This window comes from Mycobacterium parmense (genome assembly GCF_010730575.1).
Lineage (GTDB): Bacteria > Actinomycetota > Actinomycetes > Mycobacteriales > Mycobacteriaceae > Mycobacterium > Mycobacterium parmense.
In genome coordinates this window covers 3,267,065-3,292,862 of sequence record NZ_AP022614.1, presented here as the reverse complement: position 1 = coordinate 3,292,862, position 25,798 = coordinate 3,267,065, and the positions used below count along the sequence as shown (strand labels likewise).

General features: G+C 70.4%; 26 protein-coding genes. 15 read left to right on the top strand and 11 right to left on the bottom strand.

Translation table 11 applies throughout. From position 1 onward, the window contains the following. Positions 1-13 precede the first annotated feature (13 nt). Genes G6N48_RS15120 through G6N48_RS15110 form a run of 3 tightly spaced genes read left to right on the top strand, consistent with a single transcriptional unit; the run spans position 14 to position 1,739 of the window. A complete protein-coding gene (locus G6N48_RS15120; RefSeq protein WP_372511245.1) occupies positions 14-412 on the top strand; it encodes a cupredoxin domain-containing protein in 399 nt (132 codons plus the stop codon). A gap of 14 nt (positions 413-426) precedes the next feature. Next, positions 427-1,335: a metallophosphoesterase family protein gene (locus G6N48_RS15115; RefSeq protein WP_085271981.1), complete on the top strand. Its 909-nt coding sequence runs from the start codon at positions 427-429 to the stop codon at positions 1,333-1,335. Then, a complete protein-coding gene (locus G6N48_RS15110; RefSeq protein WP_085271982.1) occupies positions 1,332-1,739 on the top strand; it encodes a hypothetical protein in 408 nt (135 codons plus the stop codon). The genes G6N48_RS15115 and G6N48_RS15110 overlap by 4 nt, the downstream gene beginning before the upstream one ends. Here the strand turns inward: G6N48_RS15110 and G6N48_RS15105 are convergent. From G6N48_RS15105 to G6N48_RS15075, 7 genes are all read right to left on the bottom strand, one after another. Continuing rightward, positions 1,688-3,124, bottom strand: coding sequence for a PecA family PE domain-processing aspartic protease (locus tag G6N48_RS15105; RefSeq protein ID WP_085271983.1), 1,437 nt, complete (start codon positions 3,122-3,124; stop codon positions 1,688-1,690). The genes G6N48_RS15110 and G6N48_RS15105 overlap by 52 nt on opposite strands. A gap of 163 nt (positions 3,125-3,287) precedes the next feature. Continuing rightward, entirely contained in the window at positions 3,288-3,896 is a 609-nt protein-coding gene (gene rfbC / locus G6N48_RS15100; protein WP_085271984.1) for a dTDP-4-dehydrorhamnose 3,5-epimerase, read from the bottom strand. A 1-nt stretch (position 3,897) separates the two neighbouring features. Further along, positions 3,898-4,893, bottom strand: coding sequence for a dTDP-glucose 4,6-dehydratase (rfbB, locus tag G6N48_RS15095; protein WP_085271985.1), 996 nt, complete (start codon positions 4,891-4,893; stop codon positions 3,898-3,900). Positions 4,894-4,921: 28 nt separating this feature from the next. Then, a complete protein-coding gene (locus G6N48_RS15090) occupies positions 4,922-5,788 on the bottom strand; it encodes an LLM class F420-dependent oxidoreductase (RefSeq protein ID WP_085271986.1) in 867 nt (288 codons plus the stop codon). Positions 5,789-5,809: 21 nt separating this feature from the next. Beyond that, the gene (locus tag G6N48_RS15085; protein ID WP_085271987.1) at positions 5,810-6,661 is read right to left on the bottom strand and encodes an LLM class F420-dependent oxidoreductase; all 852 of its coding nucleotides are present in this window, start codon (positions 6,659-6,661) and stop codon (positions 5,810-5,812) included. A gap of 29 nt (positions 6,662-6,690) precedes the next feature. Continuing rightward, complete coding sequence (locus tag G6N48_RS15080; RefSeq protein ID WP_085271988.1) at positions 6,691-8,196, bottom strand: ATP-binding protein; 1,506 nt, start codon at positions 8,194-8,196, stop codon at positions 6,691-6,693. Between the two features lie 4 nt (positions 8,197-8,200). Continuing rightward, complete coding sequence (locus tag G6N48_RS15075) at positions 8,201-9,880, bottom strand: FAD-dependent oxidoreductase (RefSeq protein ID WP_085271989.1); 1,680 nt, start codon at positions 9,878-9,880, stop codon at positions 8,201-8,203. A gap of 255 nt (positions 9,881-10,135) precedes the next feature. Here G6N48_RS15075 and infA point away from each other — a divergent pair, with 255 nt between their 5' ends. The 8 genes from infA to truA all read left to right on the top strand — a co-directional run bounded on the left by infA (position 10,136) and on the right by truA (position 14,765). Continuing rightward, on the top strand, positions 10,136-10,357 hold the full coding sequence (infA, locus tag G6N48_RS15070; RefSeq protein WP_003418601.1) for a translation initiation factor IF-1: 222 nt from the start codon (positions 10,136-10,138) through the stop codon (positions 10,355-10,357). Between the two features lie 52 nt (positions 10,358-10,409). Continuing rightward, a complete protein-coding gene (gene rpmJ / locus G6N48_RS15065; RefSeq protein ID WP_003879483.1) occupies positions 10,410-10,523 on the top strand; it encodes a 50S ribosomal protein L36 in 114 nt (37 codons plus the stop codon). A gap of 172 nt (positions 10,524-10,695) precedes the next feature. After that, positions 10,696-11,070, top strand: coding sequence for a 30S ribosomal protein S13 (gene rpsM, locus G6N48_RS15060; RefSeq protein WP_085271990.1), 375 nt, complete (start codon positions 10,696-10,698; stop codon positions 11,068-11,070). 3 nt (positions 11,071-11,073) lie between these two features. Beyond that, positions 11,074-11,490, top strand: a complete 417-nt coding sequence (rpsK, locus tag G6N48_RS15055; RefSeq protein ID WP_085271991.1) for a 30S ribosomal protein S11 — start codon at positions 11,074-11,076, stop codon at positions 11,488-11,490. Positions 11,491-11,501: 11 nt separating this feature from the next. Then, a complete protein-coding gene (rpsD, locus tag G6N48_RS15050) occupies positions 11,502-12,107 on the top strand; it encodes a 30S ribosomal protein S4 (protein ID WP_085271992.1) in 606 nt (201 codons plus the stop codon). A gap of 130 nt (positions 12,108-12,237) precedes the next feature. Further along, positions 12,238-13,281 (top strand): DNA-directed RNA polymerase subunit alpha, encoded by a 1,044-nt coding sequence (locus tag G6N48_RS15045; protein ID WP_085271993.1) that lies wholly within the window; start codon positions 12,238-12,240, stop codon positions 13,279-13,281. A gap of 37 nt (positions 13,282-13,318) precedes the next feature. Continuing rightward, positions 13,319-13,924 carry a 50S ribosomal protein L17 gene (gene rplQ / locus G6N48_RS15040; RefSeq protein WP_085271994.1) on the top strand — a complete coding sequence of 202 codons (606 nt, stop codon included), beginning with the start codon at positions 13,319-13,321 and terminating at the stop codon, positions 13,922-13,924. Then, complete coding sequence (gene truA / locus G6N48_RS15035) at positions 13,881-14,765, top strand: tRNA pseudouridine(38-40) synthase TruA (protein ID WP_085271995.1); 885 nt, start codon at positions 13,881-13,883, stop codon at positions 14,763-14,765. Before rplQ ends, truA begins: the two co-directional genes overlap by 44 nt. Here the strand turns inward: truA and G6N48_RS15030 are convergent. Continuing rightward, positions 14,762-15,379 (bottom strand): cutinase family protein, encoded by a 618-nt coding sequence (locus G6N48_RS15030; protein WP_139826051.1) that lies wholly within the window; start codon positions 15,377-15,379, stop codon positions 14,762-14,764. The two genes, truA and G6N48_RS15030, sit on opposite strands and share 4 nt — an antisense overlap. A 63-nt stretch (positions 15,380-15,442) precedes the next feature. Further along, on the bottom strand, positions 15,443-16,279 hold the full coding sequence (locus G6N48_RS15025) for a cutinase family protein (RefSeq protein WP_085271997.1): 837 nt from the start codon (positions 16,277-16,279) through the stop codon (positions 15,443-15,445). A 124-nt stretch (positions 16,280-16,403) separates the two neighbouring features. On the opposite strand from G6N48_RS15025, the gene eccB reads away from it, so the two are divergent. Continuing rightward, positions 16,404-17,783 (top strand): type VII secretion protein EccB, encoded by a 1,380-nt coding sequence (gene eccB / locus G6N48_RS15020; protein ID WP_085272086.1) that lies wholly within the window; start codon positions 16,404-16,406, stop codon positions 17,781-17,783. Here eccB and mycP read toward each other — a convergent pair. Continuing rightward, positions 17,739-19,031, bottom strand: coding sequence for a type VII secretion-associated serine protease mycosin (gene mycP, locus G6N48_RS15015; protein WP_139826032.1), 1,293 nt, complete (start codon positions 19,029-19,031; stop codon positions 17,739-17,741). The genes eccB and mycP overlap by 45 nt on opposite strands. Further along, the gene (eccD, locus tag G6N48_RS15010) at positions 19,028-20,401 is read right to left on the bottom strand and encodes a type VII secretion integral membrane protein EccD (RefSeq protein ID WP_232066630.1); all 1,374 of its coding nucleotides are present in this window, start codon (positions 20,399-20,401) and stop codon (positions 19,028-19,030) included. Before eccD ends, mycP begins: the two co-directional genes overlap by 4 nt. 130 nt (positions 20,402-20,531) lie before the next feature. On the opposite strand from eccD, the gene eccCa reads away from it, so the two are divergent. From eccCa to G6N48_RS14995, 3 genes are read left to right on the top strand one after another with little or no spacing between them, the layout of a single operon-like run. Continuing rightward, complete coding sequence (gene eccCa, locus G6N48_RS15005) at positions 20,532-24,209, top strand: type VII secretion protein EccCa (protein WP_085271999.1); 3,678 nt, start codon at positions 20,532-20,534, stop codon at positions 24,207-24,209. Next, positions 24,206-25,417 (top strand): type VII secretion-associated protein, encoded by a 1,212-nt coding sequence (locus G6N48_RS15000; protein ID WP_085272000.1) that lies wholly within the window; start codon positions 24,206-24,208, stop codon positions 25,415-25,417. The genes eccCa and G6N48_RS15000 overlap by 4 nt, the downstream gene beginning before the upstream one ends. Before the next feature lie 53 nt (positions 25,418-25,470). Next, entirely contained in the window at positions 25,471-25,788 is a 318-nt protein-coding gene (locus G6N48_RS14995; RefSeq protein ID WP_085272001.1) for a WXG100 family type VII secretion target, read from the top strand. Positions 25,789-25,798 lie beyond the last annotated feature (10 nt).

Sequence of the window (25,798 nt, the reverse complement as noted above, 5' to 3'; positions counted from 1 at the left end):
CTTATCTTCAGGCATGATCGTGATGCCGCGTACCCGCATGGCCTCGATGGCCGTCGGTGCGCTCCTGATGGCCGGGTGCTCGGCCGCTCCACACCATGCCGGGCCGGCCGCACCGGTTTCGCCCACGACGGCCACTGCGCCCCTCACCGCGGCGCCGGCCGGCGCCAACCAGGTCAGCATCGACGACTTCGCCTTCGCCCCGGCGACGTTGACCGTTCGCGCGGGAACGACTGTCACCTGGACCAACCACGACGAAGAGCCCCACACCGTCGCGGCCAGCGACGGGTCCTTCCACTCGCCCGGGATGGGAACCGGGGCGACCTTCTCGCACCTGTTCCCCGCGACAGGAACTTTCGACTACGTCTGTTCGATCCACCCGATGATGCACGGCACCGTGGTGGTGACGTCGTGAGCGACCCACTCCCGATGAGCCGTCGGCAGCTGATCCGGCACGGCGCGTGGTTCGGCGCCGCGGTCGGGTTGGCCGTCGTGGGCGGCGAGGTCATTTCGCACGTCGCCGGGGCCGCCGCCGCCGAGCATGCGAAGGCTCGCCCCGCCCTGCGCTTCGCGCAGATCAGCGACAGTCACCTGGGCTTCACCGGGGCGGCAAACCCGGACGTCACCGCGACGTTCGGCAGCGCGATCGACCGGGTGAACAAGCTCGGCTACACACCGGATTTCGTCATCCACACCGGCGACCTGACGCATCTGTCCGCTCCGGACCAATTCGACCAGGTCAAGCAGATGATGAGCCGAATATCAACCCCGCACGTATTCACCGTGCCCGGCGAACACGACTCGGTCGACGACGCGGGCCAGAAGTACCGCCGGGCCTTCGGCGCCGGATCGCGCGGCGACGGTTGGTACAGCTTCGACATCGCCGGCGTGCACGTGATCGCGCTGGTGAACACGCTGAACCTGCGCAAGCTCGGGCACCTCGGGACCGACCAGCTCGACTTCGTCCGCAAGGACGTCGCGGGGCTGTCCAGCGACACCCCGATCATCGTGTTCAGTCACATCCCGCTGTTCGCCATGTACCCGGGCTGGGGCTGGGGCACCGATGACGCCGCCCGCGCGCTCGGCTACCTGTCCCGGTTCGCGTCGGTCACCTGCCTCAACGGCCATGTGCACCAACTGTTCTCCAAGACCGAAGGCAACGTCACTTTCTACAGCGGGACGACCACCGCGTACCCGCTCCCGCATCCCGGGGACGGCCCGGCGCCCAAGCCGGTCACACTGCCCGCCGGCAAGCTGCGCGACGCGCTGGGTATCCGCGAGGTCGGCTACATCAAGGGGCAGAACACGCTGGCGCTCAAAGAGACTACGCTGCAATGACTTTCTTATCACGAATCGGCCTGGCCACGACGCTGGCGGCAAGCGCCACCAGTCACGCGTACCTGTATGTTCACGGCTACCAACATATCCCGGGCATCGGCGCGGCGTTCCTGGCCCAGGCCGCCATATCGTTTTCCCTGGCGCTGTTGATCCTCCTAGGCGGCCCGGGGTGGCTGCGCTGGGCCGCGGCCGCGGTGGCCGGCGGGTCGCTGGCTGCGTTTGCCATGTCGAGAACCGTTGGCGTGCTAGGATTCTCCGAACGCGGCTGGGATCCTTCGCCCTATGCCGCGATCAGCGTGGGCGCCGAAATCTCGACCGTGCTGCTGTGGGCGGTCTGGGCGGGGAGCCGAGCTCAGGTGTCGAAGAAGATCGATCCGGTACCGGTGGGGCTGTACGAGAGGTAGATCGGGTCCTCGAGGAACGGCGCGAGACCGGTGTTGAAGGTTCCGCCCGCAAAGCTCGACACGACCACCGTCTGGTCGACGCCGGTGGTCGTCGTGTACAGCAGCGTGCCGCCGGTGTTGTAGACCGAGATGGTGGTGCCGGGCGCCACGTAACCGCCGATGTCGGGTGGGTTGAGGGCGGTCGGGACGTCACCGTACAAGCCGCCGGAGTCGATGAACGCGCCGGATGTCGACGTGAGGGTGCCGCCGTCGATCCGCACGTCGACGGTGGTGACGGGCGCGCCGCTGACCGACCCCGAACTCGGAAACAGGTTGGACCCGAACGTCATTGTCCCGTTGGGTTCGTTGAGCAGCACGCCCTGGCCGTACGATCCCGTCAGCGACGTCACCGGACTGGTGGAGACCGGGCCGCCGGAGTTCACCCCGATGCCCAGGATCGCCGGCGCCTGGGAGGCCGCATAGGGCACGCCGTTTGAGGTCGCCGAGGTGACGACGGCGACCGAAGTCGGCGTGGTGACCATGCCGTTGCCGAAATTCACCGTCGCCGAATAGGTGTTGTAGTACTCGGTCAGGTAGTTCCCGGGCTCGCCGTACGTGACCTGTCCCGACCCGGTGGCCGCGCCGAGGCTCGACAGGTTGACGTCCTGGGGCGGCACGATGAGGCCCTTCGACCCGGTGTCGACGATCACCTGAGCGTTGGGCCCGCTGCCGATCGAGATGGTCGCCACGAGCCGCCCGTTCTGCAGCGTGAGCGGGACGGTGCCCGGACCGGCCGCGCCGGTGCCGCCGGCCCCGCCCAGCAGGCCGCCGGTCCCGCCGGCCCCGCCGAGTGCACCCGCGCCGCCGGTGCCCCCGTTGCCGCCGACGCCGGACAGGAAGCCGCCCGCGCCGCCCGCCCCGCCGGCCGCCCCCGTCGCGGTGCTGTTCCCACCGTTGCCGCCGTTGCCGAGGAGGAAGCCGCCCGGGCCGCCGGCGGTGCCGACCCCTTGCGCGTTCGTTGTTCCGTTGGCGCCGTTGCCAATCAGCGGCCGGCCGAAGAGGGTGTTCGTGGGTGCGTTGATCAGCCCCAGCACATCCTGCTGCAGGGTCTGCAACGGTGAGGCGTTGGCGGCCTCGGCGGCGGAATACAGTCCGGCGCCTCCGGTGAGGGTCTGCACCATCTGGGAGTGCAACGCGGTGGCGCTCGCGGTGAGGGACTGAAAAGCCTTGGCGTACTGCGAGAAAACCGACGCGACGGCCGACGAGACCTCGTCGGCACCGGCCGAGAGCATTCCCGTCGTTCGCGCCGCCGCGGCCGCGTTGGCCGCGCTGATCGCCGAGCCGATCCCCGCCAGGCGATTCGCCGCATCCGCCATCGCCTCAGGTGCTGCCAGCACAAACGACATTGCACACCTCCCACGACCCCCACGATCGAGCTGTCGCACCCGAAGACGACAGTGTGATGCTAAACACTATCCGGGGTGAAACGCCGTGTTTTCAGCCAAGCGAGCGCGCCTGTGTGTCAATTGAATTCAATCCCGCGACCGTGCGGGCGGGGATGCCGGGCGGTTATGCGCCGCGCAGCCCGTCCACGAAGCGCCGCGTGTCCTCCCAGGTGGGCAGGATGCCGGAGGCGCGCACCTCGTCGAGGCTCGGCGCCGCGGCGTCGCGATCGGACAGGCTGGGCGCGGCGCCGTCAACAAGCGGCCAGTCGATCCCCAGCGCTGGATCCGTCGCGCAGATCGTGTGCTCGCGCTGCGGGTTGTACTCAGCGGAGCACAAGTACATCACCGTCGAATTGTCTTGTAGCGCAAGGAATCCATGGCCGAGGCCCTCGGAGATGTAGATCGTCCTGCGGTCCTTGTCGTCGAGCAGAACCGAGTCCCACTGCCCGAACGTCGGCGAACCCACCCTGATGTCGACCACCACGTCGAAAACCGAGCCGGACACGCATGTCACGTACTTGGCCTGGCTCGGGGGCAGCTGAGCGAAGTGCACGCCGCGCAACACCCCGGCCGAGGACACCGAGCAGTTGGCCTGCCGGACATCGAGGCGATGGCCGGCGAACGAGGTGAACCCGTGGTCGGTCAGCCACTCGAAGAACACCCCGCGCGAATCGCCGCGCAGTGTCGGGGTGATCTCCCACGCGCCGGGGACACCGAGTTCGCGGACCTGCACGTCACTGGCCCCGCTCTGCGTAGCGCGCTTCGGCGGCGTCCTTCAGCGGGCGCCACCATGCCTCGTTGGTCCGATACCAGTCGATGGTGGCGCGCAGGCCCTCGTCGAAGTTGGAATGCTTGGGTGCCCAACCCAACTCGCTGTACAGCGTGGACGGATCGATGGCGTAGCGCAGGTCATGGCCGACGCGGTCGGTCACATGGTCGAAGTCGTCTGCGTCGCGCCCCATCATCTGCAGGATCGTGCGCATCACCGTCAGGTTGTCGCGCTCGCCCTCGGCGGCGATGAGGTAGGTCCGGCCGATCTCGCCCTTCTCCAGGATCCGTCGCACCGCGCTGTTGTGGTCCTCGACGTGGATCCAGTCGCGGACGTTGGCGCCCCCGCCGTACAGCTTGGGCCGGCGACCGGTCAGCACGTTGGTGATCTGGCGCGGGATGAACTTCTCGACGTGCTGATACGGCCCGTAGTTGTTCGAGCAGTTGGAGAGCGTCGCCTGCACCCCGTAGGACCGCACCCAGGCGCGAACCAGCATGTCGCTGGCCGCCTTGGTGGCCGAATACGGGCTCGACGGGTTATAGGGCGTGGATTCGGTGAACCGCTGCGGGTCGTCGAGCTCGAGGTCGCCGTAGACCTCGTCGGTGGAGATGTGATGCAGCCGCACGCCGTGGGCCCGCACCGCCTCCAGAATGGCGAACGTTCCCACGACGTTGGTCTGCAGGGAGGTGTGCGGGTCCTCCAGCGAGTTGTCGACGTGGGTCTCGGCGGCGAAGTGCACCACCGCGTCGCAGTCGGCGACCAGCCGGGAGACCAGCTCGGCGTCGGTGATATCGCCCTCGACCAGGGTGATCACGTCGGCGATCTCGGCCAATGACTCGCGCCGGCCGGCGTAGGTCAGCGCATCGAGCACCGTCACGGAATCCTCGGGGTGATCGCGTACGGTGCTGTGCACGAAATTGGCGCCGATGAAGCCGGCGCCGCCGGTGACCAGTAGCCGCATGGGTCAACACCCTAACCGAGCGGATCGGTCACTTTGCAGGAGTTAGCCCGAGCGGTCCCGCCAATTCACCGAGCGCACGCAACAGTGCCTCGTCGTCGCCGGCGCCCAGCACCTGGACGGCCACGTGGTCCGCGCCCGCCTGCAGGTGCTCGTCGAGGCGCCTGGCGATGGCGTCCGGGGTGCCGTAGGCCACCACGGCGTCGATCAGCCGGTCGCTACCCGGCTTGCGCACGTCGGCTTCGGTGAATCCCAGCCGCAGCCAGTTGTTCACGTAGTTACTCAGGCCCAGATAGGTTTCGACGGTCTGGCGGCCGACCGCGCGCGCCTCCGCGGCGTCGGTGGTGAGCACCACCTTGTGTTCCGGGGCCAGGAAAACCGAGTTGCCGACCAGTTCACGTGCCTTGGCCGTGTGTTCCGGTGTGGTCAGATACGGGTGGGCGCCGGCACTGCGCTGCGCCGCCAACCGCAGCACCCTGGGCCCGAGCGCCGCGAGCACGCGGCGGCTGGTCGGCACATCCGCGGCGTCGAGCTCGTCGAGGTAACTGACCAGCGCATCGTACGGCTTGACGTACTCCTGGGTGTGCTCGCGATGGCCCACCCCGACGCCCAGCAGAAACCTTCCCGGGTACGCACTCTCGATGCGCGCAAAGGACTCGGCAACCGTCGGCGCCGGCGCGGTCCAGATGTTGACAATCCCGGTGGCCAGTTGCAGCGAGCTGGTCCGCGCCAGCGCCGGCTCGGCCCAGGCCAGTTCGGCGTCTGGTGACCAGCCGATCCAGGCGGCGCCATATCCGAGGGATTCGATGCCCGTGGCCACTTCGGGAGTGATCGAGCGGTTGGGCAGCCAGACGCCGAACCGGCCCAGGTCGGGCTTAAGTGCTATTGCCTCGGTCATCTTGGGTCCCTCTCTGCTTGCTTAAGACGGGTTCAGTCCGAGCGGCCCCGCCAGTTCGGCCAGCGCCGGCACCAGGTTTTCATCCTTGGTCAGGACCTGGACGGGCACGTGGTCGGCCCCGGCGTCGAGGTGCTCGGTGAGCCGCGCCGCGATCTGGTCCGGCGTGCCGTAGGCCACCAGCGAGTCGACCAGCCGGTCACTGCCCGGCTTGGTGATCTCCTCGTCGGAGAAGCCCAGCCGCTTCCAGTTGTTGCGGTAATTGGCCAGCTGGAAGTAGATGTCGAGCGCGCGGCGGCCCACTGTGCGGGCTTTCTCGGGGTCGGTGGTCAGCACCACCTTGTGCTCGGGCGCGAGCAAGGCCTCCGGGCCGATCAGCTCGCGGGCCCGCGCGGTGTGCTCCGGCGTGGTCAGGTAGGGGTGAGCGCCGGCGGCGCGCTGCGCGGACAGCTTGAGCACGCGCGGCCCCAGGGCCGCCACCACGCGCCGGCTCGCCGGCACGCCGTAGTCGTCGAGCCGGTCCAGGTACTCCGTGAGCGCCTCGTACGGCTTGCGGTACTCGGTGTGCGCCTCGGGGTGGCCCACGCCGATGCCGAGCAGGAAACGCCCGGGGTAGGCCTTGTCGATGCGGTGGAACGAGTCCGCGACCGGTTTGGCGGGCGCCGTCCAGATGTTGACGATCCCGGTGGCCACCTGCAGGGTGGTGGTCGCCTCCAGGATGGGCTCCACCCAGGCCAATTCGGCAGGCGGTGACCCGCCCACCCAGACGGCCCCGTAGCCCAGAGACTCGATTTCTTTGGCTTGCGCAGGAGTGACGCCACGTCCGAACGATCCGAACCGGCCGAGATTTGGTTTGCCTGGAACTGAGTCGGTCATGGTGTCTCCAACCTCCCGGGGTGGAACCGCTATTCCGCGGATTCCGCATCCAGGTCGGGATCTGACAAATCCTCGGTGGGTGGTTTCTCGAGTGGCAGCAACACGATGAAGCGGGTGTCGCCCGGCGCGGATTCCACCCTGAGGTCCCCGCGATGCTTCTTGACGACGATGTTCCACGCGAGATCCAGCCCGAGGCCGGTGCCCTCCCCGACCGGCTTGGTGGTGAAGAACGGCTCGAAGATGTGCTCGCGCACCTCGTCGGGGATGCCGGGGCCGGTGTCGCAGATCTCGACCCGCGCCATGTTTTCGCCCTCCCGGCAGGTGCGGACGGTCAGCGTGCCGCCCTTGGGGCGCATCGCGGCCAGCGCGTTGTCGATTATGTTGGTCCAAACCTGATTGAGATCTCCCGGGAAGCAAGGGATTTGGGGAAGCGACGGGTCGAACTCCTTGACCACCGAGATCGCGCCGGGTTGCTTGCCGTCTTTGGTCAGCCGGTCGGCGAACATCACCAGCGTGCTGCGCAGCAGTTCGTGCACGTCGGCCACCTGGAAGGGGGCGCGGTCCATCTGCGAATACTGCTTGGCGTCGGCGACCAGCGCCGAAATCCGTCTGCTCGCCTCGGAGATCTGGTTCATCAGCAGCTCGCTTTCGATCGTGTAGCTGATCCAGCGGACCGCCAGCTCCAACGAAGCCGAACTCTCCAATTCCTCGGCGGTGGCCGCGATGCGCTCCAGCCAGTCGGTGTCGATGCCGCCCTCGACGAGCGTCGGCGCGATGTCCCATCCGCCGTCGATACCGTGGTCGTCCAGCCAGTCGCCGACGGCGTCCTCGCGGTCCGCCGTCTCGATCGCGGTCACGTTCTGCGCCGCCGACTTGGCGACCTGCTCGGCGACCGCCTCCTGCAGCCGCACCAGAGCGTTCAGCGTCTCCGGCGAGACGGTGCCGTCGGCGAGCATCGCCAGTTTCCCGCGCATGTTGGCGATGCGTCCGCGCAGCTCGTCGGCGGCGCGGGCGATGGCCGCGGCGGGATTGTTGAGCTGATGGGTCAGCCCGGCCGACAACCGCCCCAGCGCCAGCAGCTTCTCCCGGTTGTCGATGATCCTGCGGGTCCGGTCGGTGCCCACCGCGATCCCGTCGAGCAGATGGACCGCCATGGGGAACTGGTCCTTCATGAACTGCGCGAACACCGGCGCGTCCATGACGAAGAATCTCGACGGCCTGGTCACGTGGACCGAGGCGTCGTAGCTCTTCTGCTTGCCACCGGTGAACGCGCGCCAGGCCCCGCAGTAGACGCCGCGCTGTGAGGTGCGGTTGGTTTCGATGTCCTGGCCCCCGGAGAGCTTGGACATCGTCAGCTCTCCTTCGATGAGGACGTAGAAGCACGTCGCCGGCTCGCCTTCGACGCAGAGGGGACCGGGCTGGTAGTTCTGGATCTGCCCCTGGCTGCACAGCACCGCGAGCTGCTCGTCGGAGAGGGCCTCGAACAGGAACAGGCTGCGCAGCTCGCCGGGGTCGCACGGCACCGTGGGGGTCATGGGTCTACGACTCGGCGAGGTAGCGGTGGACCAGCATCACGGCCATCGATCCTTCGCCGACGGCGGCCGCGACGCGTTTGGCGGACGCCGACCGGACGTCCCCGGTGGCGAACACCCCGGGAACGCTCGTTTCCAGGTGGTGCGGCGGGCGGTCCAGCGTCCAGCCGCACACGTTGCGCAGGTCGGGGCCAGTGAGGATGAAGCCGTGGGCGTCGCGGGCCAGCACGCCGTCGAGCCATTCGGTGCGCGGCGCGGCACCGATGAAAATGAACAGCCGCGCGCAGGTGACGTCCTCGGTGTCGCCGGTGCGGTTGTTGCGCAGCGTCAGCTTCTCGAGGTGGCCGTCGCCGGTGGCGCGGTGCACCTCGGTGCAGGTGCGCACGGCGATGTTGGGTGTCGCCTCGATCTGCTGGATCAGGTAGTACGACATCGACGCCTGCAGCGACGGGGCGCGCACGACGATCGTCACCGCCTTGGCCTTGCGGGAGAGATACATCGCGGCCTGACCCGCCGAATTGGCCCCGCCGACCACGTAGACCTCTTCGTCCTCGCATTCGGATGCCACCGACACCGCGGCGCCGTAGTAGACGCCGCAGCCGTTCAGCTCGTTGCACCCCTCGGCTTCGAGGTTCCGGTAGGCGACGCCGGTGGCCAGGATGACGGCATGTGCGTCGACGGCCCCTCCGTCGGCGAATCGCACGGTGCGCTTGGGGCCGTTGACCTCCAAGGCGACCGCCTTGCGGGCGGTGATCAGCTCCGCGCCGAACTTCTCGGCCTGTCGGCGCGCGCGGTCGGCCAGCTGGCCGCCCGACACGCCGTCGGGAAAGCCCAGGTAGTTCTCGATCCGCGAGCTCTGGCCGGCCTGTCCGCCCGTGGCGGTGCGCTCGATGAGGACCGTGCGCAGGCCCTCGGACGCCCCGTACACGGCCGCCGCCAGCCCCGCGGGTCCACCGCCGATGACGATCAGGTCGTAGAAGTCCTGCGAGGGATTGGTGGTGAGGCCCAGCGTGTCGGCGAGCTCGGCGTCGGAGGGCTCGACCAGGGTGGCGCCGCGCTCGGTGACCACGACGGGCAACCGCAGCGAGTCCGCGCCGGCGGCGTTGAGCAGGCGTTCGCCGTCCGGCTCGTCGGCCATGAACCAGGTGTAGTACAACCCGTTGCGGGCCAGAAAGTCGCGCACCTGCCAGGACCGGGCCGACCAGCGGTGCCCGATCACCTTGGTGTGCGGGATCGGGTGCTCGGGCGCGGCGCGCCAGGCGTCCAGCAGGGTGTCGATGACGGGGTAGAACTTCTCCTCGGGCGGGTCCCACGGCTTGAGCAGATAGTGGTCGAGGTCGACGACGTTGATCGCATCGATGGCGGCGTGGGTGTCGGCATACGCGGTCAGCAGCACCCGGCGCGCCGCCGGATAGAGGTCCATGGCCTGCTCGAGGAACTCGATGCCGCTCATCTGCGGCATCCGGTAGTCGGCGATCAGCACCGCGACCGTCTCGCCGCGCAGCTTGAGTTCCTTGAGCGTGCCCAGCGCGTCCGCCCCGGACTCCGCGCGCACGATCCGGTGCTCCTCGCCGTAGTGGCGGCGCAGGTCGCGGGCAACGGCCCGCGAGACCGCGGGATCGTCGTCGACGGTCAGCATCACGGGCTTGCGGGACTGAGCCGCGCCGCCGGCACCTGGTTTCGTCATCGCGCTCAAGTATGCGCTCGTCAGGCCGCATGCGGCAGGTCGTGCCGGCCGGCCCGATTCCCCTTACAGCGATTTGGGTCCGGCCCATACACAAGGTATCGTTGACCGACGGTGCGTCATGCGCGCCGGCTTTCTGTGTGCCAAGTCCCTAGGAATTTCCTGTCACCGGCTCACGTTCGAAGTCGGTGTTCAATGTTGCGCCGAAGTGGGCGCCAAAAGCGATACGAAACCAAAGACGAGGACTCTTAAGAAGTTATGGCCAAGAAAGACGGTGCCATAGAGGTCGAGGGCCGCGTGGTCGAGCCCCTGCCCAATGCGATGTTCCGCATTGAGCTGGAGAACGGTCACAAGGTGCTCGCCCACATCAGCGGCAAGATGCGGCAGCACTACATCCGCATCCTGCCCGAGGACCGGGTGGTGGTGGAGTTGTCCCCCTACGACCTGTCCCGGGGCCGCATCGTGTACCGGTACAAGTGACGAGAAGCCCGAGACAAGCAACCGACGAGCAGAAGAACAGGATCGAACAGCCGTGAAGGTGAACCCGAGCGTCAAGCCAATCTGTGACAAGTGCAGGGTGATCCGTCGGCATGGGCGGGTCATGGTGATCTGCTCCGATCCGCGCCACAAGCAGCGCCAGGGCTGAGCCGGACTCTCGCCTCGAGCCGCGGGCGCGGCGCCACACAACTGAATGCTGACCTCCCAGCGCCACTGAGCGGACAGGCCGCTCATCACGCCCGGACGGAGGCCGGGCCCCGCCGCAGCAGGCGGGAACGGGCTGGGATTAGACCTTCGCTGAGAAAGAGGAAACGCCACTCATGGCTCGACTAGTGGGCGTCGATCTGCCGCGTGACAAGCGGATGGAGATCGCGCTGACCTACATTTTCGGCATCGGCCGCACCAGGTCCAACGAAATCCTGGCGGCCACCGGCATCGACCGCGATCTGCGCTCGCGCGATCTCACGGACGACCAGCTGACCCACCTTCGTGACTACATCGAAGCCAACCTCAAGGTCGAGGGCGACCTGCGGCGTGAGGTGCAGGCCGACATCCGCCGCAAGATCGAGATCGGCTGCTACCAGGGCCTGCGGCACCGTCGCGGCCTGCCGGTGCGCGGCCAACGGACCAAGACCAACGCGCGGACCCGGAAAGGCCCCAAGCGCACCATCGCCGGCAAGAAGAAGGCCAGGTAACCGATGCCACCGAAGAAGACAACCTCGTCGGCTCCCAAGAAGGGGCAGAAGACCCGCAAGCGGGAAAAGAAGAACATCCCGCACGGCGCCGCCCACATCAAGAGCACGTTCAACAACACCATCGTGAGCATCACCGACCCGCAGGGCAACGTCATCGCCTGGGCGTCGTCGGGCCACGTCGGATTCAAGGGCTCCCGCAAGTCGACCCCGTTCGCCGCCCAGCTGGCCGCCGAGAACGCGGCCCGCAAGGCACAGGAGCACGGGGTGCGCAAGGTGGACGTGTTCGTCAAGGGCCCGGGTTCGGGCCGGGAGACCGCGATCCGGTCGCTGCAGGCCGCGGGCCTGGAGGTCGGTGCGATCTCCGACGTCACGCCGCAGCCGCACAACGGCTGCCGTCCCCCCAAGCGGAGAAGGGTCTAGGGAGGTAAATCATGGCTCGTTACACCGGACCCATCACGCGTAAGTCCCGCCGGCTGCGCACCGACCTCGTCGGCGGCGACCAGGCGTTCGAGAAGCGCCCCTACCCGCCCGGCCAGCACGGCCGTGCGCGGATCAAGGAGAGCGAATACCTGCTGCAGCTGCAGGAGAAGCAGAAGGCTCGCTTCACCTACGGCGTGATGGAGAAGCAGTTCCGTCGCTACTACGAAGAGGCCGTGCGGCAGACCGGCAAGACCGGTGAGGAGCTGCTGAAGATCCTGGAGAGCCGGCTGGACAACGTCGTGTACCGCGCCGGCCTGGCGCGCACCCGCCGGATGGCCCGCCAGCTGGTCAGCCACGGGCACTTCAGCGTCAACGGCGTGCACGTCAACGTGCCCAGCTACCGGGTGTCGCAGTACGACATCATCGACGTGCGGGACAACTCCCTGAACACCGTGCCCTTCCAGATCGCGCGGGAGACCGCGGGCGATCGCCCGATCCCGAGCTGGCTGCAGGTGGTCGGGGAGCGTCAGCGCATCCTCGTCCACCAGCTGCCCGAGCGCGCGCAGATCGATGTGCCGCTCACCGAGCAGCTGATCGTCGAGTTCTACTCGAAGTAGTAAGGCCCCCGCACCGAACCGCGGGAAACACAGCGGTGATCGCCAGCGCGGCGAAGCCGGGCGCAGCGGGTCACCGCGGGAAACACAACGGCATCAAATAGCGGGTGCCGAGAAGGAGAAAAGAAACACCATGCTGATCTCTCAGCGACCCACCCTGTCGGAGGAGATCCTCACCGACAGCCGTTCCCAGTTCGTCATCGAACCGCTGGAGCCCGGATTCGGCTACACGCTGGGCAACTCGCTGCGCCGGACGCTGCTGTCGTCGATCCCCGGCGCGGCCGTCACCAGCATCCGCATCGACGGTGTGCTGCACGAGTTCACCACCGTGCCCGGGGTCAAGGAAGACGTCACCGCGATCATCTTGAACCTCAAGAGCCTGGTCGTGTCCTCGGAGGAGGACGAGCCGGTCACCATGTACCTGCGCAAGCAGGGCCCCGGCGAGGTCACCGCGGGCGACATCGTGCCGCCCGCCGGTGTGACCGTGCACAACCCGGACATGCACATCGCGACCCTGAACGACAAGGGCAAGCTCGAGGTCGAGCTCGTCGTCGAGCGCGGCCGTGGCTACGTCCCGGCCGTTCAGAACCGCGCCTCGGGCGCCGAAATCGGCCGCATCCCGGTCGATTCGATCTACTCGCCGGTGCTCAAGGTCACCTACAAGGTGGACGCCACCCGTGTCGAGCAGCGCACCGACTTCGACAAGCTGATCCTCGACGTCGAGACCAAGAATTCGATCACGCCGCGCGACGCGCTGGCGTCGGCGGGCAAGACCCTGGTCGAATTGTTCGGCCTGGCGCGGGAACTCAACGTCGAGGCCGAGGGCATCGAGATCGGGCCGTCGCCGGCCGAGGCCGACCACATCGCGTCGTTCGCCCTGCCCATCGACGACCTGGACCTGACCGTCCGGTCCTACAACTGCCTCAAGCGTGAGGGCGTGCACACCGTCGGCGAGCTGGTGAGCCGCACCGAGTCCGACCTGCTGGACATCCGCAACTTCGGCCAGAAGTCCATCGACGAGGTCAAGGTCAAGCTGCACCAGCTGGGCCTGTCACTCAAGGACAGCCCGCCCAGCTTCGACCCGTCGCAGGTCGCCGGCTACGACGTCGCCACGGGCACCTGGTCCACCGAGGCCGCCTACGACGACCAGGACTACGCGGAAACCGAACAGCTCTAACCGAGCGGTCTTGAACATCTAGACAGGAGCGTCAGCAATGCCCAAGCCCACCAAGGGCCCTCGCCTCGGCGGGTCGTCGTCGCACCAGAAGGCCCTTCTGGCCAACCTGGCCACGTCGCTGTTCGAGCACGGCCGGATCAAGACCACCGAGCCCAAGGCGCGGGCGCTGCGGCCGTATGCGGAGAAGCTGATCACGCATGCGAAGAAGGGCACGTTGCACAACCGCCGAGAGGTTCTGAAGAAGATCCGCGACAAGGACGTCGTGCACGCCCTGTTCGACGAGATCGGGCCGTTCTACGCCGACCGCAACGGCGGGTACGTCCGCATCATCAAGGTCGAGGCGCGCAAGGGCGACAACGCTCCCATGGCCGTCATCGAACTGGTGCGGGAGAAGACGGTGACGTCGGAGGCCGACCGGGCGCGGCGGGCGAGCGCTTCGCAGAAGCGGTCCGAGAGCGGGTCTGCACCCGTGGCCGCCGCGGCCGCCCCGCAGGCGGCCGTGGAGCCCGAGGAAGCGGTCGGCCCGACGGCCGACGAGGCCGCCGAACCGGCCGAGACCGCCGAAGCCGAGACCGCCGCGGCCGAGACCGCCGAGCCGAATGAGGCCGAAGCCGACGAGCCGAATGAGGCCACCGAGAGCTGACGACGAGACCGTCCGTCTGCGGCTCGACATCGCCTATGACGGAACCGGTTTCGCGGGCTGGGCGGCGCAGGCCGGCCAGCGCACGGTCGCGGGCGTCCTCGATGAGGCGCTGACGACGATCTTCCGCACGCCGGTGCGCCTACGCGCGGCGGGCCGCACCGACGCCGGCGTTCATGCCACCGCGCAGGTGGCCCACGCCGATGTGCCGTGCGCGGCGCTGCCCAACGCGTACCCGCGCTCGCCGCGCGTCGGCGAAGCGGAGTTCGTGCCGTTGTTGCGTCGTCTCGGGCGCTTCCTGCCGACCGACGTCCGGGTCCTGGACATCGCTTGCGCCCCTGACGGTTTCGACGCACGGTTCTCGGCGCTGCGGCGCCACTACCGCTACCGGCTGTCGACGGCGCCCTACGGCGTGGAGCCGCTCCAGGCCCGCTTCATCGCTGCGTGGCCGCGCGACCTGGACCTGGAGGCGATGACGGCCGCGTCACGAGACCTGCTGGGGTTGCACGATTTCGCGGCGTTCTGCCGGCACCGGGAGAACGCCACCACCATTCGCGACCTGCAGCGGTTCGCCTGGTCGCGCGACGGCGACCTGATCACCGCGCACGTCAGCGCCGACGCGTTCTGCTGGTCGATGGTGCGCTCGCTCGTGGGTGCCGTGCTGGCCGTCGGCGAACGTCGGCGGCCGGTGTCGTGGTGCCGCGAATTACTCACCGCCACAGATCGATCCAGCGACTTCGCCGCCGCGCCCGCGCACGGGCTGACGCTGGTCGGCGTCGACTATCCGCCCGACGACCAGTTGAGCGCACGCAACCTGATCACCCGGGACCTGCGGACCCGCTAGACCCTGGCGGCGACGAAACTCGCCGCCTGGTTGGTCAGCGTGGGCACATAACCGAGGTGCGCGGCCCAGAGATTGCCCGGCGAGCAGATCGGGTCGCCGGGGTTGCACAGGTCGATGATTTTGCCCGCGAAATTCGGGCTCAGGGCGCTCATCAACCCACCCGCCCGGCCGGACGGGTTCCCGAACAGCGCGACCGCGGCCACGTGATCGGCCGCCGTGGCAGGCAGCGGGTCGCGGAAGCCGAATCCGGCAAGCGGCGCGGCGGTGACGATGTCGACGACGGCGGCGCCCTGCGAGTAACCGCCGAGCACCAGCTTGGTGTCGGGGCAGTTGTCCGCCATCTGCTGGATCTGGTTGCTGGCGTCGTTCGCGCCGTTCGTGGCGGCCAGGAAGTCCTTATTGGCCGGGTAGTTGACCCCGTACACGCCGACGCTTCTGCGGGTCTGCTGGCGCAGCGCGCTCACGAAGGCCTCCCCGACCCGCCCAACGCCGGGCGGTTCGTCGGTGCCCCGGGCGAACACCACTTGAACGCCGGGGCAGGACGCCCAGGCGTGCGGGATCAGGCGAGGAACCACCACCCACAGAGCGGCCAGCGCAAGAAACGCGGCGACCAGCTTGAACGGTGTGAGCCTCACACAACGATGTTAGGGGCGCGAAGATCGCGCGACGGTAACGATTCAGACGAGAGGGGCTTGCGGTGACGGCGGAATCGAGTCTTCCGGCGAACTCGGCCCCGGCACGTTTCCGTGGATCGAGGGGGGCAGCTGTCCGTTGACCGGCGACTGCGGCCCGTATCCGGGCGACTGCGGTCCCGGCAGCTGCGGCCCGTAACCAGGCACCTGCTGGCCGGCGCCCAGCAGCTTGGATGCGACGAACGCCGCGGCCTGGGTGGTGTAGACGGGGACGTAGCCCTCGGTGTGGCCGCTCCACTCGTTGCCCGGGCCCGCATGACAGATCGGGTCGTTGGGGTTGCACAGGTCGAGCGCCTTGGAGCCCAGCAGCGCGCTCTGGCTGGGCAGCGTGCCGCCGGCGCGGTCGGCCACGTCGCCGAAGGTGACGACGGCCGCGATGTTGCTCGCATACTGCGGCGGCAGCGAGCTGCCCCAGTTGATGCCGCCGATGGGAACACCGGCCACGATGTCCATCACCGACGCGCCCTGGGAGTAGCCGCCCAGCACGATCTTGGTGCTCGGGCACTTCTCCACGCTCTTCTTGACGCGGTCGATCGTGTCGTTGGCGCCGTCGCCGCCGTGCAGCTGCAGCTTGCTGGCCGCGTAGTTCACGCCGTACGGCAGGATGTTCAATCCGTTGGTCTGCTGACGCAGCGAGTCGACGAAGGCGTCGCCGACGCGGCCCAGGCCGGGGGGCTCGTTGGTGCCGCGGGCGAAGATGACCTCGACGTCCGGGCAGTCGTCGGCGGAGGCGATCGGCGCGGATCCCGGGCTCGCCAGCAGGCCCGTGGCGGCGGCCAGCGCGCCTGCACCGAGCAGGCCACGTAAGCGGTGACTGATCACGACGCGATTTTACGCGCTGTGAGCGAGGACCGAAAATTCGCTGACCTGTGGATGGGCGAGACCGGGCGGGCGGCCGGCTCTCTAACGTGTTCACAACGGATCCGCAGATCAGGGGGCATCGGTGCTGCACAGCCAGCCGGCATGGCTGTACCTCAGCGGTTATCGGTTCCTGCTCCGGCGCCTCGAGTGCGCGTTGCTGGGCGGTGACTTCGTCGCCTGCGGCGCCCGTTTGCGGGCACAGGCGATCTCCCTGACCGTCGGGTCGGTCGTGGCGGCCGTCGCGCTGGCGGGGTGCGCGTTGCTGGGTTTGCTGCGACCGCACCCGGCGCTGGACCGGGCGCAGATCGTGATCGGTGAGCGGTCCGGGGCGCTGTACGTGCGCGTGGGTGACACCTGGCACCCGGTGCCGAACCTGGCCTCGGCGCGGTTGGTGGCGGCGACGGCCGGCGATCCGCTCAAGGTCCGTGAGGCCGATCTCGCGAACGTCAAACGCGGGCCGCTGCTGGGCATTCCGGGCGCGCCGTCGTTCGTGGGCTCGCCGCTGCCCGCCGAAGAAGCGGGCTGGACCGTATGCGACGGCCCCGGCGGGGCGGCGACGACGGTCGTCGTCGGCGGCGCCGGGGCGGCGTCCGTCGGTCGACTGCCCACCGGCCAAGCCGTCCTGGCCGTCCCGGTCTCCGGTTCGCCGACCTTCCTGCTCTACGACGGGCAGCGCGCGGTGATCGATCTCGCCGACGCGGCGGTGGTGCGGGCGCTGCGGCTGGAGGGCCGCGCCCCTCGCCCCGTGTCGTCGTGGTTGCTGAGCGCCCTGCCCGAAGCGCCGCCGATCGCCGCACCGCGGATCCGGCGAGTTCTCGGTGAGGTTCCCGGTGCGGCGGGGTTCCCGGTGGGCAGCGTGTTGCGGGTGAGCCGCGCCGACGGTGACGAGAATTACGCGGTGCTGCCCGGCGGCGTCCAGCGGATCGGGCAGGTGGCCGCCGATCTCCTGCGTTTCGCCGATTCGCGGGGCACCACGAACGCCATCGCGGTGGCACCCGACGTCGTCCGTGCCGCCGCGGTCGTCGACGCGCTGCCGGTGGCCGGCTATCCCGACCACGCCCCGACGCTGGTGGGCGATGACGGCACGCTGTGCGTCGCGCGGGACGTGGCCGACGCGCGCGCCGCGCTGCTGACCGCGAGCGCGCCGCCGGTGCCGGCCGGTCAGACGCCGCTGACCCTGGCGCAAGCCGATGGACGCGGTCCGGCACTCGACGCGGTTTATCTGCCGCCGGGCCGCAGTGCCTACGTGCGGGGCGACGGCCGGGACGGCACGCGCTACCTGGTCACCGACGCCGGGGTGCGGTTCGCCGTGCGCGACGACGACGCCGCGCATGACCTCGGCCTCGCCGAGCCGATCCCCGCGCCCTGGCCCGTGCTGGCCGCCCTCCCGTGCGGACCGGAACTGAGCAGGCAGCGCGCGTCAGTCGCGCGAGACGCCACCGGACCGGACATCGCCGCGCCGTAACCGGCCTCGCGCCGCGCCGAGCGCCAAAGCGACCCCGAGGGCGAGCAGGCAGGCGGCCGCGCCGCGCAGCGCGAAGTCGCGGGCGCGCGGGCTTGGGGCGCCGGCGTGGGGCGCTCGGGTGACCGGCACGGGCCTCGGGGCGGCCGTGGGACGCGGGGACGCCTCGGTGCTGACGGCGGCCAGGGCGTCGACGGTGCCGTTGCCGACGCGCGGATCGCGCCCGGCGCGCGGGTGGTGTGCGGTCGACTCGATGCGCTGCATCACCTGTCGAGCGTTCAGCGCCGGGAACCGGGCGCGGATCAGTGCGGCGAGCCCGCTGACCACCGGCGCGGCGTAACTGGTGCCGGAGACCGGTTGCGAACCGAGCGAAGGCACCGCCTCGCCGGGGGCGGCGACGTCCACCCACGGGCCGGCCAGCGTGAACGGCGACGGCTCGCCCTCCCGATCGACCGACCCGACGGTCAGCACCAAGTCGTCGTACCAGGCGGGGCTGACGGCCACCGTGACGTTCTCCCACGTCGCGTCGGGCCGCTGCGGCGGGCAGGGCGCCTCGCCGCCGGTGTTGCCCGCCGCGGCTACGACGACGGCGTTCTTGACGTCGACCGCGTACGCCAGCGCGGCGCCCAGAGCGCGATCGTCGAGTCCCGAGGTGACCGGAACGCAGGCGACCGAGGAGATGTTGATCACCGACGCGCCGAGGTCGGCGGCCGTCCGGACGGCTTTCGCCAGGGTCTCGACATCGCCCACCCCGGCCCGGGCCCGGTCGTGGGCGGGCGCGAACTTCGCGCTGGACTGCCGGATGCTGACCACGGTGGCCTCGGGCGCCATTCCGCGGAAGCCATCGGCTTCCGACCCCGCCGCCGCAGCGATGATTCCGGCCACGAGCGTGCCGTGCGCGTCGCAATCCTGCACGCCGTCGCCGGTGGACACGTAATCGCCGCCGGGCACCACGTCGGGCAACCCGCGGTGGCGCGACACGCCGGTGTCGATGACCGCGACCCGTTGCCCCGCGCCGCGGGTCAGTCGCCAGACCCGCGGCAGGTCGCCGAGTTCCTGATCGGGGCCCGGCCCTGACGGTATCTGCGCACACACCTCGCGTTGCACCGTCGGCCACGGTGGCGCCGGCAGTCCGGGCTTGGGCAGCCACGTGTCGTCGATGGGTGGCGGCGAGACCGCGTGCGCCACCGGTGATGCGATGACCCATGCCGCCGCCAACGCCGAAACCGCCAGCAGGCGTGGGATCTTCACCGAAGATCGGCGAGTCGCGGGATGTCCAGTGCCCGCACCGCCCCGTACAGGCCGCACACCCAGCAGGTCAGCGGAACCAGCACGACCAGCGCCGCGCACTCCAGCAGCTCGACGCCGCGGCGCGCGACCGGCGAGGGCCGCCGCTCGGGGGCGACGAACCCCAGGTACAGCGCCGCGGCGGCCAGCCCCGCGGTGACCGCGACGACCCACGCGGCGGGTGCCGGGGCGCGCGAGGCCGCAACGGTCAGGGTCGCCACGACGACGGCCGTGCCGCCGGCGGTGAACGTCAGCGCCTCGCCGCTGCGGCCGGCGGATCGGGCGCGCAGCAGCAGCAGTGCGCCGGTGAGGGCGCCGAAAGCGGTGCACGACAGGCCGGGCGCGCCGGCGAGCACGGTGACCACCGCGCCCCCGGCGGCCGACGAGGCGAACGCCGTGAGCAGGCCGGACAGCCAGCACTCGGCGCGCGCGGCCCGGTCGGCGAGCGCGGGATCACCGGGGTCCGAGGGCCGCGGCGACAACCCCGCCAGCAGGATCGACAGCCGCGCCGCGACGCCGAGCAGGCCGACGGACACCAACGCCGATGCCGCACCCACGGCGCGCAGGGGGGCGGCGGTGAGCAGGGCCGCCGACGCCGCCAGCGCGACGATCAGGGCCAGGGCCGACGTCGCCGTGAACGTGGCGAGGCCGCAGGCGGCCGCGCGCATGGTCACCACCGAGGTGACGGCCGTCGCCGTCGCGCCCAGCAGGACGTGCGGGGCGCCGGGGCCGCCGGGCACTGCGAGGAAACCGGTCGCCGTGGCGAAGGCCACGGTGGCCAAACCCAGCGTCAGGCCGACGGCCCCGTCCCGGTACGACCGCTGCGCGATCACCGCGAGGAGCAGCGCGACCAAGGCGGCCGACGCCGTGGCGACCGAGACGACTTCCCTTGCGCCGGCGTCGATGCGGGACGTCCAGATCAGCGTCGCCAGCCCGGCGACGGTCACGCAGGCCGCCGCCACCGCGGCGGTGAGGCGGATCGCGCGCCGGCTGAGGACCCGGGACCCGGGCCCCGGCGCCTGCGCCAGGGCCTCGGCGGCGTCGTGGAAGCGGGGAGCGGGCAACGGTGTCGCGGGGCGGCTCAGCACCAGGACGGCGCCGTCGGGAATATCGTTCTGCACCAGTGTGGTCGAGGTGTCGAGCGGGGCCGCGCCGGGCAGCGACAGCTGGTGTCGCGTCCCCACCCAACCGTCGTCGCCGCGCTGATCCGGCAGCAGGTCGACGATCGACGGGAGCAGCACGCCTACCGGGGTCTCGGCGGGCAGCACCAGGTCGACGACGGCGGCGCCGGCGTGAACCGACACGCGGCGCAGTCCCGGCTCGGATGCAGGCAACGCGGACCCCTTTCGGTCGGATCACCGCACGGTAGCCATTTCGCTCAGGGCCCATATCCGGTTGTCCACAGGTGAGTTGCCGCCGGGTCCGGCGCTGCCTAGCGTCGCCAACCTGTCGGGAGGAACAAGGGTGACCAATGTCTTCGCGCCCGCGCCGCGGCGCCGGCCGCCGGCGTGCGCGACCGCGGACGTCGCCGTCACCGCCCCGCCCGCGGTGCCCTCGCCGGGCGGGCGGAGCACGCTGATGCGGCTGGCGCCGATCGCGATGTCGGTGGTGAGCCTGGGCGTCGTGGCCGTGGCGTTCGTGTCCGGGTCGGGCATGACGCGTAACCCGATGTTCCTGGTGTTCCCGGTGACGATGCTGGTCTCGATGGTGACGGCGGCCTTCACCGGAGGCGGGCGAGCGTCCGGGGCGGGCGTCGATACCGACCGGGCAGACTACCTGGCCTACCTGAGCCGGTTGCGCGAGCAGGTTATCGAAACCGCTGCGGCGCAACGATTGTCACTGTGCTGGAGCCATCCGGATCCCGACACGCTGTGGACGCTGGTCGGCGGCCCGCGAATGTGGGAGAGGCGGGCGGGCGACGATGACTTCGGACTCGTACGGATAGGCTTCGGAACACGCCCTCTCGCAACCCGTTTGGTGGCCCCCGACCTTCCGGAGGGCCGGCGCCGTGATCCGGTCACCGTCGAGGCGCTGCAACGTTTCCTGGGGACGTATTCGACGATCGACGCGCCGATCACGATCGACCTGCGGGCGCACGCGACCGTGACGATCGACGGTGACACGTCGGCGGTGCGGGGGGTCCTGCGCGCGCTGATCTGCCAGCTGGCCGTGCTGCACCCTCCGGATCAGCTGTCGATCGTGGGCGCGGTTGGCGACCGCCACGCCGAGTGGGACTGGCTGAAGTGGTTGCCGCACAACCGGCATGCCGCCGATGCCGATGCGCTGGGCGCCGCCCGGATGGTGTACCGGAACCCCGCGCAGGCGCTCGAGGCGCTCGGCCATGCCGACGGCGCGCACGCGGTGGTCGTCGCCGACCTCGGCGAGCGCGCCGAGGCCTTCGAGGCCGCCGGCGCGACCGTCCTGCGGGTCGGCGCCGGTGGTGACGGCGCCCCGGTGATCGTGCGAGCCTCCGGTGCGCGCGAGGCACTGTCGCGCCCGGACCGGCTGGGCCGGCAGGACGCGCTGGTCTGCGCGAGGCGGCTGGCCGGTTACCGGCCGGGGTCCGTCGCCAAGGCGGATTGGGCCGCGATGGCCGGTGTCGGGGACGTGGCCGAATTCGACCCTGCCCGGTTGTGGCGCAACGGTGCACGCCTGACCGTGCCCATCGGAACCGCCGACGGCGGCCCGGTCGAGCTCGACATCAAAGAGGCCGCCGCCGGGGGCATGGGGCCCCACGGGTTGTGCGTCGGGGCGACCGGGTCGGGCAAATCGGAGCTGCTGCGGACCATCGCCCTGGGTATGGTGGCGCGCAATTCCCCGGAGGCGCTCAACCTGCTGCTTGTCGACTTCAAGGGCGGCGCAACATTTCTGGAGTTCGCGGCCGTTCCCCACGTGTCCGCCGTCATCACCAACCTCGCCGAGGAGGCGCCAATGGTGGCCAGGATGCGAGAGGCGCTCGCGGGCGAGCTGAATCGCCGCCAACGGGTGCTGCGTGCGGCCGGCTGTGGCAGCGTCGCGGACTATGAGCGTGCGCGGCGGGACTGCGCCGGGCTCGCCCCCCTGCCCACGTTGCTGGTGGTGGTCGACGAGTTCTCCGAATTGCTCTCGCAGCAGCCGGAATTCGCCGAGACGTTCGCGGCGATCGGCAGGCTGGGCCGATCGCTGGGCGTGCACCTGCTGCTGGCCAGTCAGCGGCTGGACGAGGGTCGGTTGCGGGGCCTGGAGGCGCACCTGTCCTACCGGATCTGCCTGAAAACCATGTCGGCTGCCGAATCACGCGCGGTCCTGGGATCGCAGGACGCCTACGAACTGCCGAGCACACCCGGCGCCGGCCTGCTCCGGGTCGGGGGCGGCGGGATGATCCGGTTCCAGGCCGCGTACGCGTCCGGGCCGCGCTGCTTACCGCCGTCCCGAACACCGACGGCGGCGGCCGCTTTGGCGCGTCCGTTCACCACGCGCCCGGCCGGCCGGGTGACGCGCCCGGCCGCCCGCGCGGGCACCGCGGCACCGACGGTTCTGGGTGCGATCCTCGACCGGCTGTCGGCGTACGGGCCGCCCGCCCACAGGGTCTGGCTGCCGCCGCTCGACGAGGCGCCGTCTTTGGACGCCGTGTTGCGCGGCGGCGCGACCGCAGCGGCCCTGACGGTGCCGATCGGGATCGTCGACCGGCCGTTCGAACAGCGCCGGACACCGCTGGTGGTGGACCTGTCCGGGGCCGCGGGCAACGTCGCGATTGTCGGCGCGCCGCAATCGGGCAAGTCGACGGCGCTGCGCAGCCTGATCACCGCGCTGGCGGCCACTCACGACGCGCGCCGGGTGCAGTTCTACTGCCTCGACCTGGGCGGCGGGGCGCTGGCGTCGCTGCGGCCGTGGCCGCACGTCGGCGCGGTCGCCGGCCGCGCCGAGCCACGACTCGCCGCGCGCATCGTGGCCGAGTGCGAGTCCGTCGTCCGCTCGCGGGAGGCCTTGTTCGGTTGCCGCGGCATTGCATCGATGGGCGAGTACCGTCGCCGGCGCCCGGGGTGCGGCGACGATCCCTTCGGGGATGTGTTCCTGGTGATCGACGGCTGGGCGACGCTGCGCCGCGAGTTCGAGGATTTGGAGCACCGGATCACCGCCCTGGCGGCCGAGGGTCTTTCGTACGGCGTGCACGTGATGCTGTCGGCGTCGCGGTGGGCCGAGATACGGCCGTCGCTGAAGGATCAGGCCGGCACCCGTATCGAGCTGCGGCTGGGTGACCCGGCCGACTCGGAGCTGAGCCGCAAGGCGGCGCGCGACGTACCCCATGACAGGCCGGGGCGCGGTCTGTCCCGCGAGGGGCTGCACATGGTCATCGCCCTGCCCGGAGACGTTGTCCCACAGGGCGAATCGTCGGCGCCGCGGATACCGCTGCTGCCCGCGCTGGTGGCCCACGACGCCGTCGTCGACCAGGCCGGTGACGATTCGGGAGCGCAGCTGTTGCTCGGCCTCGAGGAGCGTCGAATCCGGCCCGTGGCGGCCGACTTCGCGCGGCACTCGCACCTGCTGGTCTTCGGGGAGGACCGGTGCGGGAAGACCGCCACCCTGCGCACCCTGTGCCGCGAGGTCGTCCGCACCCGAACCCCCGGGCAGGCCCGGCTGGTGATCGTCGACTTCCGGCGTTCGCTGCTGGGGGCGATCGAGTCCGAACACCTCGACGGGTATGCCATGTCGCCGTCGGCATTGGCTGCGTTGATGCCGCGGCTCCTGGAGGTGTTGCGGGAACGCATGCCCCCCGCGGACGCCTCGCAGGCGCAGCTGCTGCGGGCCGGGCCCTGGTGGTCGGGCCCGGAGGTCTTCCTCGTCGTCGACGACTACGACCTGGCGACCGCACCGACGGCCAGCCCACTGGCCGGTGTCCTCGAATACCTGCCGTATGCAAGGGATCTCGGGTTGCACCTCATTGTCGCCCGGCGCAGCGCCGGCGCCGAGCGTGCGCTGTTCGAGCCGCTGCTGGCGGGCCTGCGCGACCTCGGGTGCATGACGCTGATGATGAGCGGCTGCCCGGACGGCGGCGCGCCGTTCGGGACCGGGCGCCCGTCCCGGATGCCGGCGGGCCGGGGCGTCCTGGCGGCCCGCGGCGACGACGACCAGCTCGTCCAGGTTGGCTGGAGCCCGCCGTGAGCGGGCATCGCGCGATCATCGAGTGCGGGCCGGCCACGATACGCCGATTATGTTGCGGCGCAGCGTGTGTGGCGGACACTGAGGTCATTCGCGCGCTGCTGGGCAGCCTGGACGACGAGTTCGCCCTCGTCGACGAGCGTCCGGTGGCCGTGGATTCGCTGTGGCGGTCGGCGCTGGCCGCGGTGGCTTGTGCGGGGTGTGACGGGGCGGTCGTCGTGCACCCGTCGTGGTGGTCGTCGGCGCGGGTGCACAGGGTGACCGCGGCCATGGGCGCGGTCACCGGTGACGCGGTGGCGCGCCCCCGGTCGTGGCTGCTGCTGCGGGCCTCCCGTGCCGGTTGCGGAACGACGGCGGTTGTGGAGATCGCCGAGCGCCTGGTGATGGTCTCCGGCGCCGAGAAGATCGCGCTGCCCCGCCGCGCCGACCCGCAACTCGCGGGCGACGAGGCCCTGGCCGCGATCGCCGGCATGGAGCCGGCAGTCGTGCTGATCGACGCGCCGGGCGCCGTCGACGGGGCCGCCACGCTTGCGAGGTTGATCGCCGGCGCGGCGCGGGCCGCGGGGCGCACGGTCGTCGAGGTCGACGACGTACAGCTGCCCCGCCTCGCGCGGTCGAGCCCGCCGGCGGCAAGCGCCGCGCCCCGGCCGCCACCCGGAGGCCGGCGACGCGTCAGGGCGGTCGCCGGGCTCGGGGCCGCTGCGGCGGCGCTGGTGGCGGGGGTGCCGGCCGTCGCGACCGTGGAGCGGCACGCCGCGATCCCCGTGACCCGGGCGGAGATCTCGCAGACCACGTTCCTGGTGGAAGGCCGCGTCGCGGTCGTGGTGCCCGCGGGCTGGCCCACGCAACGGCTGACCGGGGGACCCGGTTCCGCGCGGGTACAGGTCACGTCGCCCTCGGACCCCGAGGTCGCGTTGCACGTCACGCAATCGCCGGTCTCGGGCGAGACGCCGGGTGACAGCGCACAACGGCTGCGACGAGCGATCGACGCCGAGCCCGCAGGGGTGTTCGTCGATTTCAACCCGACCGGGGTCAGTGCCGGCCGGTCCGGGGTGACCTATCGGGAAGTCCGCACCGGCCACCACGTGCGGTGGACGGTGCTGCTCGACGGGCCCGTGCGGATCAGCATCGGGTGCCAGAGCCGGCCGGGTGGCGAGGACGCCATCCGCGCAGTCTGCGAGCAGGCGGTGCGATCCGCGCACGCGATTTGATGAGACCGCAGATTCGAGGGAACCGAACACGGCCCCCCGGGGTCGGATTAGGTATGGCAGCGCCGAACACCCTGAGCACCGACTTCGACCTGATGCGGTCCATCGCGGCCAGCACCGATGCCCACAACGAAGAAATCCGGGCGATGCTGCAGACGTTCATCGGACGCATGGGTTGCGTGCCGGCACCGGTCTGGGGAGGGCTCGCCGCGGCGCGGTTCAAAGAGGTGGTGGACCGCTGGAACGCCGAGTCGCTGCGGCTGTACCGCGTCCTCCACGCCATCGCCGAGACCATCCGGCACAACGCCGCCGCGCTGCAGGACGCCGCCCAGAACCATGCCGGCAGCATCGCCGCCGCCGGCGGAGACCTGTGAGGGAGGCCAC